Below are 13,123 nucleotides of genomic sequence, written 5' to 3'. Positions count from 1 at the left end.
ATCGAAGCCTTCCCGGGCGAAGTCGCCTTTCAGCGCCTCGTTGCCCTGAGGCAGCAGAACGGGATCGCCTGCGTCGCCCGCTTGGACGAACAGGGTCTCTCCGCCGGAACCGGCGCCGGACTTGGGCGACTGATCGAAGGTTTGTACTTCGGCAGCGCCGTGAATTGGTGTGGGCGAGCTAATAGCACACCTCGCAATCTACAGCGCCCCATACACTCGGCCCGTCCGCACCGCCGCCTTCTGGCCGCGACGCGCTTGGACGCATCGGACCCGAGTGCTCCCAACCGCATTATGGCACGGGGAATGCGCTCCCTGCCAAACAAAAAAGACAAGGATTACAAAGTTTTAAATACAATTTGACGGAATTTTTACTAAAAGGCCGCCTAATTTCCTTACCGGAAATCGGCGGCCCTGTGACGATCATCACACCTATAGCGATTTGCGACGGCGCGCAAGAAAAAGGCGGCGCCGACGCGCCGCCTTCGCCCGAAAGCCCCATCGCGCCTCAGCGATAGAGACGGTCGCCGTACTTTTCCTCCAGCCCTTTGTACATGTCGGCGACGTACTCCCCGTAGCCGTTGAAGAGCTGGGTCGGCACGCGCTCGCCCGAGGAGAGCAGACGTTCGCTCGCCTGGCTCCAGCGCGGGTGGTCGACCTGCGGATTGACGTTGGCCCAGAAGCCGTACTCGCTGCGCTGCAGCTCTTCCCAGAAGCTGACCGGCCGCTCGTCGGTGAAGGTGAAGCGCACGATCGACTTGATCGACTTGAAGCCGTATTTCCACGGAAGGATCAGCCGCAAGGGCGCGCCGTTTTGCTTCGGAACCGGTTTGCCGTAAAGCCCGGTGACGAGCAGGGAGAGCTCGTTCGTCGCCTCCTCGATCGTCACCCCTTCGGTGTAGGGCCAGGGATACCAGCTGCTCTCCAGCCCCGGCATCACGGATTCGTCCGCCAGCGTCTCCATGCGGATGTACTTCGCGCCCGAAAGCGGCGCGGCTCGCTTCACCAATTCGGCGAAGGGAAAGCCCGACCAGGGCACGGTCATCGCCCAGGCTTCCACGCAGCGGAAGCGGTAGACCCGCTCCTCCAGCGGCATGGATCGGATGAGGTCGTCGATGTCGAGGGTCTTCTCCTCTTCCACCAGCCCGTCGATCTTGACCGTCCAGGGACGGATCTCCATCGCTTGCGCCTTGTCGGCGATCTCCTTGTTGCTGCCGAATTCGTAGAAATTGTTGTAGGAGACGGCGTCGCTTTCCTCGGTGAGCGCCCGATCCACCGTGTAGGTTTCGTTCCGCGGGACAGGGTAGAGATCGGCGGTCGGATCCTGCGCCGCCCGAGCCGAGCGCCCGGCGCCGAACAAGCCGCCGCCCAACCCGGCGCCGGCGGCGATCAACGGACCCGCGGCCAGCGTCTTGGCCAGCGCGCGGCGCTGATGAAAGTAACGCTCATCCGTCGCGGCGCTTTCAGGCAGTTCCCAGCCGCGTTTCACCTTGATCAACATCGCACGTCCTCTCCGGTTCGACCGATCGTCGCCATCGACCTGACGATATAGAGTTGGCCCGCGCCCGCGTCGCGTCAAACCCGATCACGGTTCGGTGACGCCCGGGGAAAGCCGCCGCGGCGCGCGCTCAGGCGTCGCAATCAGCCGCCGGGGCGCAGAAACGCCCGCGCGCCCTGCACCGCTTCGGCCAGCCCGACGCGCTGCACCTCGACGCCGTCCGGAAAGGCGCCGGTAAGACGGCTCGGCATCATCGGGTCGAGGAGGACGAAGACCCCGCGATCGCCTGCGCGTCGCACGAGACGCCCGAAGGCCTGCTTCAGCTTGAGCCGGGTGAGCAGGTCGTCATAGGCCCGCGCCCCGAAATGCTTGCGCCGCGCCTTGTGCAGGATCGTGGGCCGCGGCCAGGGCACCCGGTCGAAGACGAGGAGGCGCAGGCTGTCGCCCGGCACGTCGACCCCGTCGCGCACCGCATCGGTGCCGAGGAGACAACTGTCCGTCTCCGCCCGGAAGATGTCGATCAAGGTGGGCAGGTTGAGCGCGTCGACATGCTGACCGTAAAGCGTCAGCCCCGCCTCCTCCAAGGGACCGGCGATGCGCCGGTGAACCCCGCGCAGCCGACTGATCGCGGTGAAGAGGCCGAGCGCCCCGCCGCCCGCCGCCTTGAACAGCTCCCGATAGGCGGCGGCGACCAGATCGAGATCGTCCTTGCGCACGTCGTTCACGATATAGACGCGGGTCTGCGCCGGATAGTCGAAGGGACTGGGCGCGCGGGCGCGCATCGCGCCTTCGGGCAGGTGGACCGCGCCGGTGCGCTGCTCGGCCGCGCGCCAGTCGGCCTCCACGTCGCCGGAGCCGTCGGTCAGGGTGGCGGAGGTCACCAGCAGCCCGTGGCTCGGCCCCGCGACGGTCTCGGCGAAGGGGATGGTGGGATCGATCCAGTGTCGGCGCATGCCGACGTCTATGTCGCGGCCGTCGATCCGCTCGACCGCGAACCAGTCGACGAAGGCGGCCGGCGTGTCGCCGTCGAGCGCGAGCAGCATGTCGCCCCAGGCCTTCACGCTGTCCCCCACCCGATGGTCGAGGGATCGGCAGACCTGTTCGATCCGCACCCGCGTCGCGCCGTCGAGCTCGTCCGCCTCCTCGTCCAGGCGGCTGTACAGCAGGTCGCGCAGCGTCTTGGCCGGCGCGATCATGCGGTCGAGCTTCGACTTCAGCGCCTTGGCCGCCTCCATCACCGCCTCGCCGACCTCGGCCGCCTCGATCTCAAGGCCGTAGGGGCCGTCGCGGCCGTGGGCGCGGGCGTAGGTCAGATCGCGCACGGCGGCGAGGAACGCTTCCGCCGCGCCCTGGGGTCGGCCCTCCTTCAGGCGCATCTGCCAGCCTTCGCCCGGCAGCGCGCGGGCCGCGTCCAGCAGCGCCTCCAGCGCCTCGGCCGCCGCCTCCTGGCCGCCCAGAAGATCCTCCGCCCGCGCCTTCAGGCCCCGCACCCGGCCGCGCGCGCGGCCTTCGTTCCCGCGGATCCAGCGTCGAAGCTCCGCCGTCTCGAGGCCGGAGAGATAGGCTGAAAAAGCCCCGTCGGCGGCGTCGAAGACGTGATGCCCCTCATCGAACACGAGGCGCGTCGTCCGCCCGCCGAGGTCCAGCGTCCCGCGCGCCGCCTGCACCATCACCAGCGCGTGGTTCGCCACCACCAGATCCGCACGCCGCGCCTTGCGCACGCCGGCCTCAATGTAACATTTCTTATAATGGCTACAGGCGGTGTAGACGCACTCCCCGCGCCGGTCGGTCAGCCCGCTGGTGCGGCGCGCGCCCAGCAGATCGGTCAGCCAGCTGGGAAAGTCGCCGCCGGTGACGTCGCCGTCGCGCGTCGCCTGCGCCCAGCGCGCCATCAGGCCAAGCGGGACGGCGTCGACGCCGTTCACCTGCACGCCGGCGGCCGCCTCCTCCAGGTTCAGGAGACACAGATAGTTCTCACGCCCCTTGCGCACCACGACGCGATTCGCCTTGGTCTGCGCGTCCGGAAAGAGGCGGTCGAGCTCCGCGTCGATCTGATGCTGCAGATTGCGGGTGTAGGTGGAGATCCAGACCGGCGCCTCGTTCTTCTCCGCCCACAGGCTCGCCGGCGCGATGTAGCCCAGCGTCTTGCCGACGCCCGTGCCCGCCTCGGCCAGCACCATGTTGGGCGCGCCGCTCGCCATCTTGGGCGCGAAGGCCTCCGCCGCGGCGCTGGCGTAATCCGCCTGACCCGGCCGCTCTTCGGACTGACTGCCCAGAAGCTCGGCGAGGCGCCGGCGGGCGTCCTGCGGGTCGACGCCGCGGTCGCCGGCGGGCGGCGGCGGCGCCTGCTCCGACCATTCCTTCAAGCGCCGCCAGACGTCGAGGCCGGAGGTCGCGGCCCGCAGCATCACGTCCTCCTCCCCCTCCCCAAGCGCGGCGAGGACCGCCGGCCCCCACAGCCAGCCGCCGCGCGCCATCGCGCCGGCGACGCGCGGGGCCTGAGCGTCTTCCCCCGCTTGCGCGCGGCGCGACAGTTCTGCCAGCAGCGTCTGGGCGGCGCGCAGCAGCAGGGTCGGCGCGTCCTCGACGCTCTCAGGCCGCGGCAGGTCCAGCGCCTCGGCGAGGCCCCGCACCGTCGGCACGCAGAAGCGCGCCGGCCAGGTGAAGGCGAAGAGCTCGAGCAGATCGAAGGCGCGCGAGGGGCGCTCCCCGCCGACGCGCGCGGCGGTCGCGCCCGCATGGACGCAATAGACGGCGTCCGTCCGGCGCAGACGGCGTGCGGCCTCTTGCGGCGCGAGGCGCTCGATCTCGCCCTCCTCGCTCAACCACGCGGCCTCGCGCACCCCGGCGACGAGCGCGGGCGCGGGGGGCAGATGCAAACGGGTCTGGACGGCGGCGCTCATAGTGGGCGCATTGGGCGCGATTCCGCCCGCCGCTTCAAGCCGCGCGCCAGTTGACGCGCCCGGCCCCCGCGCCTAGTGTCCGGCCCGCTTTTCCGGGGGTTTGACGACGCCTCGGCATCTTTTCTCAAAGGGACGAACAAGACGATGAGCACGCTCCGGGACATGGCGTTGGAGGCGAAGGCGTGGCCGTTCGAGGAGGCGCGCAAGATCCTCAAACGCTATGAGAAAACCCCGCCGGAGAAGGGCTACGTCCTGTTCGAGACCGGCTACGGCCCGTCGGGCCTGCCGCATATCGGCACCTTCGGCGAGGTGCTGCGCACCACCATGGTGCGCCGCGCCTTCGAACTGATGAGCGACATTCCGACCAAGCTGCTGGCCTTCTCCGACGACATGGACGGGCTGCGCAAGGTGCCGGACAACGTCCCCAACAAGGAGCAGCTGCAGGCGGCGCTCAACAAGCGGCTGACCAAGGTCCCCGACCCGTTCGGCACGCATGAGAGCTTCGGCCATCACAACAACGCCCGCCTGCGCGCCTTCCTCGACGGTTTCGGCTTTGAGTACGAGTTCGCGAGCTCGACCGACTATTACTTCTCCGGGCGCTTCGACGAGGCGCTGATCCGCGTGCTGGAGGAGTACGAGGCGATCCAGAAGATCATGCTCCCCAGCCTGCGCGACGAGCGGAAGGCGACTTATTCCCCCTTCCTGCCGGTCGACCCGGAGACAGACGAGGTCTATCAGGTTCCGGTGATCGCCACCGACGCGAAGAAGGGAACCATCGTCTATCGCCGCGCCGACGGCGAGGAGATCGAGACGCCGGTCACCGGCGGGCGCTGCAAGCTGCAGTGGAAGCCGGATTGGGGCATGCGCTGGCATGCGCTCGGCGTCGACTACGAAATGTCGGGCAAGGATCTGATCGACAGCGTGCGGCTGTCCAGCCGGATCTGCCAGGCGCTGGGCGGCTGGACGCCGGAGACGCTGACCTACGAGCTGTTCCTGGACGACAAGGGCGAGAAGATCTCGAAGTCCAAGGGCAACGGCCTGTCGATGGACGATTGGCTCGCCTACGGCCCGAATGAGAGTCTGGCGCTCTTCATGTTCCAGAAGCCGAAGACGGCGAAGAAGCTCTATTTCGACGTCATCCCGAAGACCGTCGACGACTATCTGACGTTTCTGTCGAAGTTCGACGAAGAGCCGGCGGAAAAGCGGCTGGAGAACCCGGTCTGGCACATCCACGAAGGCGCGCCGCCGGCGGAGAAGCCGAAGCTCAACTTCTCGATCCTCCTCAACCTCGCGGCCGTCTGCAACAGCGAGGACAAGAGCGTCCTGTGGGGCTTCATCACCCGCTACGCGCCCGACGCCAGCCCGCAGCACGACCCGACGCTCGACCGCCTCGTCGGCCATGCGATCCGCTACTACCAGGATTTCGTGAAGCCGCATAAGGCCTATAAGGCGCCCGACGCGCGCGACCGCGCGGCGCTCGAGGATCTGCGCGAGAGCCTGGCGGCGCTGCCCGCCGACGCGGACGCCGAGACGATCCAGACCGAGATCTACGAGATCGGTAAGCGCCACGGCTACGAGCCGCTGCGCGATTGGTTCAAGGCGCTCTACCAGATCCTGCTGGGCCAGGATCAGGGCCCGCGCATCGGCAGCTTCTTTGCGCTCTACGGCTTGAACGAGACGATCGCGCTGATCGACCGGGCGCTCCGGGGCGAGGATCTGTCGGCGGCGTGAGCGGCGTCCCGCCTCGCGTCCTGGCGCCGGCTCGGCCGGACCGGTTCCGCGCGGCGGCGGCGCGGACGCGGGTCTAGTCCGCCGGCCTCGGCGTCAGACCCGCCGCCTCCTGCTGCGCGCGCTCGCGCAGGCGGCGGCTGGATTCCAGCGTCTCGTCGATCCGATCGTCGATCCTCTGTCGCCCCTTCTCGTCGGGCCGGACCTGCGCGCTGTAGGGCGCGGCCCGGGGACCGTCGGCGCCCGGCCCGCCCACGCTTGTCGAGACGCCGGGCCGGCCGACCGACGCGCCGCCGGCGCCGTAGCCGGGCTCCTCGGCCCGGGCCGGGAGAATGAGCGGCAGCGCGAGCGCCGCGGCGGCGAGGAAAACCGTTCGTCTCATGGGGCGGATATAGGACCCGACGGCCCAGCTTGCGAGGCGCGCGCCCTTGCGCTCCGCCGCGCGCTCGGCTACGCCGAAGCCTCAGGCGAAGATGCGACAGCCGAACGAGGCAGACCGATGAGCGTGAAAGCGCCCGATCCCGCGACCGTGATGAAGACCGTCCTCAAGCTCGCGCTGGTGAGCTTGCTGGTGGGCGTGGTGCTGAGCTGGCTCGAGATCCGCCCGCAGGACATCTTCGACAATTTCGGAGAAACGGTCGCCGCCGTCTTCGACAAGGCGACCGAACTCCTGGAGTGGAGTGCTGAATACATCGTCCTCGGCGCGGTGATCGTCGTGCCGCTGTGGCTGATCGTCACGGTGGTGAACGCGCTGTCCGGCCGGCGTCGGAAGGACTGAGCCGGGCGCTACTTGCCCGCGTGCGCGAATTCCCAATAAAGCTCCCGCGCCATGCGGAAGATCGGCCCGGCCTGCAGTTCGCGATCCTCGTAGCGGGTCACCGGCATGAGCTTGCCGTAATTGCCGGTGTTGAAGATCTCGTCGGCCTCCAAGAGATCCTTGGGCGTGACCCGGCCTTCGACCACCTCCTGACCGCGCTCGCGCAGCAGCTTGATCACCCGCTGGCGGGTGATGCCGTTGAGGAACGTGCCGTTCGCCGCCGGCGTGATCGCGACGCCGTCCTTCACTAGGAACAGGTTCGCGGTCGCGAACTCGGCGACGTTGCCGAGCGGATCCAGCATCACCGGGCTGTCGAAGCCGCGATCCTTGGCCTCGCGGATGGCGCGGCCGGCGTTGGCGTAGAGGCCGGACGCCTTGGCGTCGGTCGTCGCCATGTCGGGCGCGGGACGGCGGCGCGTCGACAGGCAGGCGGTGAATCCTTTGTCGCCCGGCATCGGCATTTCGTAAACCGTCAACGCGAAGCGCACCGTCTCGGGATCCGGGGCGACGAAGCCGCCGTCTGTCCAGACCATGGGGCGGATGTACAGCTCGGCCCCCGCCTCGAACTTGGCGACGCCTTCGCGCGCGATCTCCTCGATCTCGCCGGCGGCCATCGGCTGGCCGAGGCCGAGCGCGTTCGCCGAGTCCACGGTGCGCTGGCAGTGGCGGTCGAGATCGGGCGTGCAGCCCTCAAAGGCGCGCGCGCCGTCGAAGATGAAAGAGGAGAGCCAGACGCCGTGGCAGTTGGAGGTGAAGAGCGGGTCGTTCATATCCCGCCAGGATCCATCGACGTAGGTGTAACCGGTGGGCATCTCCAACTCCTCCAACACCGCAACTGTTCTGATCTTCTTTACTGTTGCGCCCAGATGATGCGGGACATCCAGGCGATCTCCTGCGCCATCACCGTCTCCTCGTCGTGGGGCGCATGGACGGCGGCGAACTCTATGCGATGGGCGGTCTGCCTTACAAGCTGGCGGATCATAATTCCGCCGGCCCTGTCCTTGGCCAGGACCCGATCGCCGCGCCGCACGCTGGCGTGCGGCGAGACGACCAGCAGATCGCCGTCTCGGTAGACCGGCGCAAAGCCGTCGCCCTCCACGAACAGGCCGAAGGCGTCCTTGTCGCTGAGCGCCGGGAAATCAACCTTGCCCCAGTCGGCGCCCATCGGAAAGCCGTCCTCGTCGAACATGTCGGGGCGCGCGGCGTCGGCGGCGTCGAGCGCCGGAATGGTGTAGGCGACCCCCGTCGCGCCGTCATGCATCAAGGCGACGAAATCGCCGAGCGACGCCTCGGCGGCGTCCAGGATTTTCGACAGACTCTCCGTCGTCGGCCAGCGTCGCTTTCCGTCGGCCGCGATGCGCTTGCTGCGGTTGAAGGTGGTGGGATCGAGCCCCGCTTTGCGCGCCATGCCGGAGACCGAAAGCCCCCGCGAATCCGCCAAGCGGTCGATACCGCGCCAGATATCCTCGTGTCGCATGAATCCGCCCGTCCGTCCCCGAACGACCGGGCCGCAGGCCTAGCCGATGTGAACAAAGAGTGTGGAGCCCCCCATACTCGGCGCTTACTCTAGCGGTGAATTCGAAAGGCTCAAGCTTTTCCCGTTCCCCTGAGGGGCGGTGGCGCGCATTTCCCTGAATGGAGCTATTTTTTGTATTTTTTATGTTCTTTTTTATAAATCTTAAGTCCGATTTTCGATTGACTCGCATTAGAATAGCGGGTACTTAGTCGTTTGACGCTCGCATTCCGTGTTCTTCGCGCCTTTCCGCCGCTCAGTCAAGGAGACCGGCATGGCGCGTACTCGATTCTCTCCCCGTCCCACTGAAGAGCCTCCGGGCGAGCCCTTCCCAACGGTCGAAGAAGCCTGGCTTTGGGCCGTCGAACGGTATGACAGCACCTTGGCCGGCGCGCGCGCCAGAGCCGGGCGCGGCGTCGTCCAGCGCGCCGGAGATCCGCGCGACGTGGTGAACGTCGCAGCCCGGCTGTTGCGCACGGGCGCCCTCACGCGCGATCAGGCGGCCGTTCTGTTCCAATGCGCGCGGAACAAACGCTTGCCGGATCCCCGCGTGCCCGAGGAGCGCGCGCAGTTGCGCGCCTGGCGCGCCGCATTGGCCCGGTTGGAGCCGCCGCTCGTCGCCAAGGGGTTGGTGAGCGCGGGATCGGGGGGCGCTCATGAATAACGTCAGCGCGTCCGACAGCCCGCCTCGCGTGGCCCTGGTCGTCTTCAGCGACCGCACGGGGATTCGTTGGATGCGGCTTCTGCCGCGCGGTTTTCGGCATTGCTTCGTGCTTTTACCGGATCCGAGCGGCTGGTTGGCCGTCGACTCCTTGGCCGACCGGGTGGTCGTCTCCTCCCTCGACGGGCCGGCCCTCGTTCGTCTGCTGCGCGCCGCGGTGCGGCGTGGCGACCGCATCCTTCCAACTGCGGCCGACCGCAGGAGCCCGCGCCGCAAACGCGCCATGCGGCCCTTCACCTGCGTGGAACTCACACTTCGGCTGCTCGGCCTTCAACCGCTTTTTGTTCTCACACCGATCGGATTGTTCCGATTTATTTCTCGCTTGAACGAATCTATGGTTGACAAATGAACATTTCACAACCATCGTGATTCACATCCGATAGGAAAGTACATTTCCTGAACATATGTCCGTCTCATGGCGGACGCCGAGACCCGGAAAGGAGACCCGCTATGGGCGGACTATTCAGCGCTCCCGCGCCCCCGCCGCCGCCGACGACGACGCCGGCGGCGATCGACCCCGAAGAGAAGGAGCGTGAAGCGCGCCTCGAGGCGATCGCGCGCCGTCGCCGCGGCCGCTCCGGCACGATCGAGACCAGCGCCAAAGGCGCCCTGGCGCCCGCCGCCTCCGCGGCAAGCGCGACCGGGGCCAAGACGAAGCTCGGGGAATAAGCGATGCAGCCAGTCACCCCAGACCAGCTGACCCGGCGCTACGAGCGGGCGAAAGCCCGTCGCAGCGCGTGGGAGGATCATTGGCGCGAGTGCTACGCCTACGCCCTTCCCCAGCGCGATGGGGCGCTCGATCGGACGACCCCCGGCGCCAAGAAGACCGACCGGCTCTTCGACTCCACCGCGCCCGACGCGGTGGAGCAGCTGGCCGCCTCCCTGATGGCCGAACTGACGCCGCCCTGGGCGCGGTGGTTCGACCTCGTCCCGGGCTCCGACCTCTCCGCGGAACAAAGCCAGTCCACGGCCGAGCCCTTGGAGGAGATTTCCGCGCTGCTGCAGGCGCATTTCGACAGCTCCAACTTCGCGGTCGAGATCCACCAATGCTATCTGGATCTGGTTACCGCAGGCACTGCGAGCCTGATGTTCGAGGAAGCCGATCTCGGCGAGCGAAGCGCGTTCCGCTTCACCGCCGTGCCGGTCGGGCAAGCGGTGTTCGAGGAGGGGGCGACCGGCGCCCTGGAGGCCACTTTCCGACGCGCCGAATTGACCGAGACCCAGCTTAGCGCCCGCTTTCCAGCCGCCCCCCTGCCCGAGACGGCGCGAACCGGCGAAGAAGATGACGGGGAAGCCCGCTACGCCGTGCTGGAGGCGGTGACCCCCGACGGGCCGCGCGGCTATCGATATGCGGCGATCCTCCAGACCGCCGACGGCCCCGATGGCGGCGACGTGCTGGCGGAAGGGCGCTTCGAAGCCTCCCCCTTCGTCAATTTCCGCTGGATGAAGGCGCCGGGAGAGACCTACGGCCGCTCGCCCGTGATGAAGGTGCTCCCCGACGTCAAGACGGCCAACAAGGTGGTGGAGCTGGTGTTGAAAAACGCCACCATCGCAGTGACCGGCATCTGGCAGGCGGACGATGACGGGGTGCTCAACCCGGCCACCGTCAAGCTCGCCCCGGGCACGATCATCCCCAAGGCGGTCGGCTCGTCAGGCCTCACGCCGCTCGCCGCGCCCGGGGAGTTCGACGTCTCGCAGCTGGTGCTGGAGGATGTGCGCACGCGCATCCGCCACGGTCTGTTGGCGGATCGCCTGGGGCAGGTCGACGCCCCGAAAATGACCGCCACCGAGGTGCTGGAAAGGTCGGCGGAGATGGCCCGAATCCTCGGCGCCACCTACGGCCGGCTGCAGAGCGAGTTGATGGTCCCGCTGGCTCGCCGCGCGCTGGCCATCTTGCGCCGGCGCGGCGAGATCCCGCCCCTGCGCGTCGACGGGCGCGAAATCGATCTTAAGATCGTCTCGCCGATCGCACGCCACCGGAAGAAAGCCGAAACCCAGAACGCCATGCAGTGGATCGAAATGATCCAGGCGATGGGGCCGGAGGCGATCGCGGTGCTAGACGCCCCGGCGGCGGCCCGCTGGCTCGCCAAGCATCTGGACGTGCCCGAGCATCTGCTGCGCACGCCGGATGAGACCGCCGCCGTGCGCGCAGGCGCGCCGATCGGCCGCGCGGCGTCGACGCCGGACCCCGGCGCCGCCAACCCATTGACCGGGGTGATCCAAAGCCTGACCGCCGCGGCGACTCCGGCGCCCGTCTCGGCCGCGACGGCGCCGGGCGTGGACGGCGCAGACGCGAAGCCCGTGCGATGACCCGCGCCTTCGACCCCAACCGCGCCCCCGACGCGGAGTCCGCCGCCGCCGAAAGGCGGGCGGCGGAGATCGCCTTCGCGCGCTGCTTCGGCGGTCCCGACGGCGAACGGGCTCTGGCCCATCTCGCCCGCGTGACCGTGGAGCGAACCTTGGGCCCAGACGCCGATGCGGCCGCCTTGCGGGATCTGGAGGGCCAGCGCCGCCTGTACCACGCCATCTGCGGCTTGATCGAGCGCGGGCGCACAGCCCCCGACGTCCGCGTTTGACGCCGCCTTTGCAGACCTGAAGGAAAAGCCCGATGACTGACCCCGATCCGACGACCGACCCGAAGTCCGACGCCGCAGGCGCCGCCAGCCCGCCGCCCCCCGGCGCGCCGCCGGGCGCCGTGCACGGCGCCGCCGCCCTCGCCCCGCCCGCCGCCAAGCCGGCGGATCTGCCGGAGAAATTCTGGGACGCAGCGCGCGGCGCGGTGCGCCTGGACGCGTTGATCCAGTCGTACCGAGCCTTGGAGCGCCGGCTCTCGGCCGGCGAGCCGGCCCCCGTCGCCGACCAGGGCGTCCCCGCCCGACCCGAAGAGTACCGCCTCGAGGTCGACACTCGATTGGTTCAGCTCGACCCGGAGGTTAACGCCCTGCTGCACGCCGAAGGCTTTTCCGAGCGTCAGGCGCAGTTGGTCTACGATCTCGCCGCGGAAGTGCTGGGCCCGATCGCGCAGCGTCTCACCGCCCAGGCCGCAAGCGCCGGCGACCGGGCGAAGCTCGAAGCCCACTTCGGCGGGCCGGAGCGCTGGGCGGAAATGCGCCGCCAGTTGAAGCGCTGGGCCGCGGGAAAGCTGCCCGACGACGCCTACAAGGCGCTGGCCTCATCTTATGAGGGCGTCCTCGCGCTGCATCGCATGATGGAGCGCAAGGAGGAGCCGGCCCCGCTCAACGAGGCGGAGCCGCCGGCAACACTGAGCGAGGAGCAGCTGCGCCGAAAGATGCGCGATCCCCGTTATTGGCGGGAGCGCGACCCGACGATCCTGCGCGACGTGAGCGACGGCTTCAAACGGCTTTATCCGAACGGCTGATCGGCCGTCTCGGGTATCGGCGGCGGCCCGGCTTTCCCCAGGCGGGCCGACCGCGTCCCCGACGGCGCGAGGGCGTGCACGCGAGGCCCCGCGCCGTTGTCTCAAAACCTAGGAAGGAGTGAAGAAGCACCGATGGAACAGTTCCCGCAAACCGCCAGCCCCTCCGGCGGTCCGACCGGCGAAGGCCTCTCGGCCATCGCCGAAGGGCTGCTGACGCTGAGCCCGGCCGAGCGTCACGAGCTCGATCGAATCATCACGCCGCGCGTCGCGAGCCTTCTCTCGAAGGCTTTTGGACCGGAGTTCTACACGATGCTCCGTCCCCTGACCGAGAACGACGGACCCGACGGTCTGCCGACGACGCCGGGGCCCGCGGATCCGCGCGCGGCCGGCGAGCCGATGGCCGATCCGACCGCCGGCCGCCATCCGGACGAGGAGAGCCTGCGCCGGCTGATGCGCGATCCGCGCTATTGGCGCGACAAGGATCCGGCCGTCGTCGATCAGGTGAGCCAGGGCTTCCGACGACTGTACGGCTGAGCCCGACCGCCCGACCCCTGCAACCGAAGGAGG

General features: G+C 68.5%; 14 protein-coding genes. 9 read left to right on the top strand and 5 right to left on the bottom strand.

What is annotated here, in order from left to right:
- Positions 1 to 505: 505 nt before the first annotated feature.
- Together msrP and RIB45_RS04430 are read right to left on the bottom strand one after the other, a co-directional pair.
- Positions 506 to 1,498, bottom strand: coding sequence for a protein-methionine-sulfoxide reductase catalytic subunit MsrP (gene msrP / locus RIB45_RS04435; RefSeq protein WP_350049016.1), 993 nt, complete (start codon positions 1,496 to 1,498; stop codon positions 506 to 508).
- 140 nt (positions 1,499 to 1,638) lie between these two features.
- Positions 1,639 to 4,398 carry a helicase C-terminal domain-containing protein gene (locus tag RIB45_RS04430; protein ID WP_350049015.1) on the bottom strand — a complete coding sequence of 920 codons (2,760 nt, stop codon included), beginning with the start codon at positions 4,396 to 4,398 and terminating at the stop codon, positions 1,639 to 1,641.
- A gap of 144 nt (positions 4,399 to 4,542) precedes the next feature.
- Here RIB45_RS04430 and RIB45_RS04425 point away from each other — a divergent pair, with 144 nt between their 5' ends.
- A complete protein-coding gene (locus RIB45_RS04425) occupies positions 4,543 to 6,129 on the top strand; it encodes a lysine--tRNA ligase (protein ID WP_350049014.1) in 1,587 nt (528 codons plus the stop codon).
- Positions 6,130 to 6,202: 73 nt separating this feature from the next.
- Here the strand turns inward: RIB45_RS04425 and RIB45_RS04420 are convergent, their stop codons facing one another.
- The gene (locus RIB45_RS04420) at positions 6,203 to 6,508 is read right to left on the bottom strand and encodes a hypothetical protein (RefSeq protein ID WP_350049013.1); all 306 of its coding nucleotides are present in this window, start codon (positions 6,506 to 6,508) and stop codon (positions 6,203 to 6,205) included.
- 117 nt (positions 6,509 to 6,625) lie between these two features.
- Between RIB45_RS04420 and RIB45_RS04415 the strand changes: the two genes are divergently transcribed.
- Complete coding sequence (locus RIB45_RS04415) at positions 6,626 to 6,904, top strand: DUF6460 domain-containing protein (protein WP_350049012.1); 279 nt, start codon at positions 6,626 to 6,628, stop codon at positions 6,902 to 6,904.
- Between the two features lie 8 nt (positions 6,905 to 6,912).
- Here RIB45_RS04415 and RIB45_RS04410 read toward each other — a convergent pair whose 3' ends face one another.
- Positions 6,913 to 7,755, bottom strand: coding sequence for a branched-chain amino acid aminotransferase (locus RIB45_RS04410; protein ID WP_350049011.1), 843 nt, complete (start codon positions 7,753 to 7,755; stop codon positions 6,913 to 6,915).
- A 38-nt stretch (positions 7,756 to 7,793) separates the two neighbouring features.
- On the bottom strand, positions 7,794 to 8,420 hold the full coding sequence (locus RIB45_RS04405; protein ID WP_350049010.1) for a S24 family peptidase: 627 nt from the start codon (positions 8,418 to 8,420) through the stop codon (positions 7,794 to 7,796).
- A 310-nt stretch (positions 8,421 to 8,730) separates the two neighbouring features.
- Between RIB45_RS04405 and RIB45_RS04400 the strand changes: the two genes are divergently transcribed.
- From RIB45_RS04400 to RIB45_RS04370, 7 genes are all read left to right on the top strand, one after another.
- Entirely contained in the window at positions 8,731 to 9,120 is a 390-nt protein-coding gene (locus RIB45_RS04400) for a hypothetical protein (protein ID WP_350049009.1), read from the top strand.
- The gene (locus RIB45_RS04395) at positions 9,113 to 9,526 is read left to right on the top strand and encodes a hypothetical protein (RefSeq protein ID WP_350049008.1); all 414 of its coding nucleotides are present in this window, start codon (positions 9,113 to 9,115) and stop codon (positions 9,524 to 9,526) included. The genes RIB45_RS04400 and RIB45_RS04395 overlap by 8 nt, the downstream gene beginning before the upstream one ends.
- A 101-nt stretch (positions 9,527 to 9,627) precedes the next feature.
- A complete protein-coding gene (locus RIB45_RS04390) occupies positions 9,628 to 9,846 on the top strand; it encodes a hypothetical protein (protein WP_350049007.1) in 219 nt (72 codons plus the stop codon).
- Positions 9,847 to 9,849: 3 nt separating this feature from the next.
- Positions 9,850 to 11,487: a portal protein gene (locus tag RIB45_RS04385; protein ID WP_350049006.1), complete on the top strand. Its 1,638-nt coding sequence runs from the start codon at positions 9,850 to 9,852 to the stop codon at positions 11,485 to 11,487.
- Positions 11,484 to 11,753 (top strand): Bbp19 family protein, encoded by a 270-nt coding sequence (locus RIB45_RS04380; protein WP_350049005.1) that lies wholly within the window; start codon positions 11,484 to 11,486, stop codon positions 11,751 to 11,753. The genes RIB45_RS04385 and RIB45_RS04380 overlap by 4 nt, the downstream gene beginning before the upstream one ends.
- A gap of 32 nt (positions 11,754 to 11,785) precedes the next feature.
- Positions 11,786 to 12,556 carry a capsid assembly protein gene (locus RIB45_RS04375; protein WP_350049004.1) on the top strand — a complete coding sequence of 257 codons (771 nt, stop codon included), beginning with the start codon at positions 11,786 to 11,788 and terminating at the stop codon, positions 12,554 to 12,556.
- Between the two features lie 132 nt (positions 12,557 to 12,688).
- Positions 12,689 to 13,090 carry a hypothetical protein gene (locus RIB45_RS04370; protein WP_350049003.1) on the top strand — a complete coding sequence of 134 codons (402 nt, stop codon included), beginning with the start codon at positions 12,689 to 12,691 and terminating at the stop codon, positions 13,088 to 13,090.
- Positions 13,091 to 13,123: the final 33 nt, after the last annotated feature.

This window comes from Marivibrio sp. (assembly GCF_040218065.1).
Classification (GTDB): Bacteria; Pseudomonadota; Alphaproteobacteria; order UBA8366; family Aestuariispiraceae; genus Marivibrio.
Note: the sequence above shows the minus strand (reverse complement) of the source record. Positions and strands in the feature narration are given on the sequence as shown.

Bases quoted from the DNA above. Each gene is read 5' to 3' on its own strand.
- RIB45_RS04395 (WP_350049008.1), top strand. From the start codon at position 9,113: ATGAATAACGTCAGCGCGTCCGACAGCCCGCCTCGCGTGGCCCTGGTC.
- RIB45_RS04415 (WP_350049012.1), top strand. From the start codon at position 6,626: ATGAGCGTGAAAGCGCCCGATCCCGCGACCGTGATGAAGACCGTCCTC.
- msrP (WP_350049016.1), bottom strand. From the start codon at position 1,498: ATGTTGATCAAGGTGAAACGCGGCTGGGAACTGCCTGAAAGCGCCGCG.
- RIB45_RS04400 (WP_350049009.1), top strand. From the start codon at position 8,731: ATGGCGCGTACTCGATTCTCTCCCCGTCCCACTGAAGAGCCTCCGGGC.
- RIB45_RS04390 (WP_350049007.1), top strand. From the start codon at position 9,628: ATGGGCGGACTATTCAGCGCTCCCGCGCCCCCGCCGCCGCCGACGACG.
- RIB45_RS04420 (WP_350049013.1), bottom strand. From the start codon at position 6,508: ATGAGACGAACGGTTTTCCTCGCCGCCGCGGCGCTCGCGCTGCCGCTC.
- RIB45_RS04425 (WP_350049014.1), top strand. From the start codon at position 4,543: ATGAGCACGCTCCGGGACATGGCGTTGGAGGCGAAGGCGTGGCCGTTC.
- RIB45_RS04380 (WP_350049005.1), top strand. From the start codon at position 11,484: ATGACCCGCGCCTTCGACCCCAACCGCGCCCCCGACGCGGAGTCCGCC.
- RIB45_RS04375 (WP_350049004.1), top strand. From the start codon at position 11,786: ATGACTGACCCCGATCCGACGACCGACCCGAAGTCCGACGCCGCAGGC.
- RIB45_RS04405 (WP_350049010.1), bottom strand. From the start codon at position 8,420: ATGCGACACGAGGATATCTGGCGCGGTATCGACCGCTTGGCGGATTCG.
- RIB45_RS04370 (WP_350049003.1), top strand. From the start codon at position 12,689: ATGGAACAGTTCCCGCAAACCGCCAGCCCCTCCGGCGGTCCGACCGGC.
- RIB45_RS04385 (WP_350049006.1), top strand. From the start codon at position 9,850: ATGCAGCCAGTCACCCCAGACCAGCTGACCCGGCGCTACGAGCGGGCG.
- RIB45_RS04410 (WP_350049011.1), bottom strand. From the start codon at position 7,755: ATGCCCACCGGTTACACCTACGTCGATGGATCCTGGCGGGATATGAAC.
- RIB45_RS04430 (WP_350049015.1), bottom strand. From the start codon at position 4,398: ATGAGCGCCGCCGTCCAGACCCGTTTGCATCTGCCCCCCGCGCCCGCG.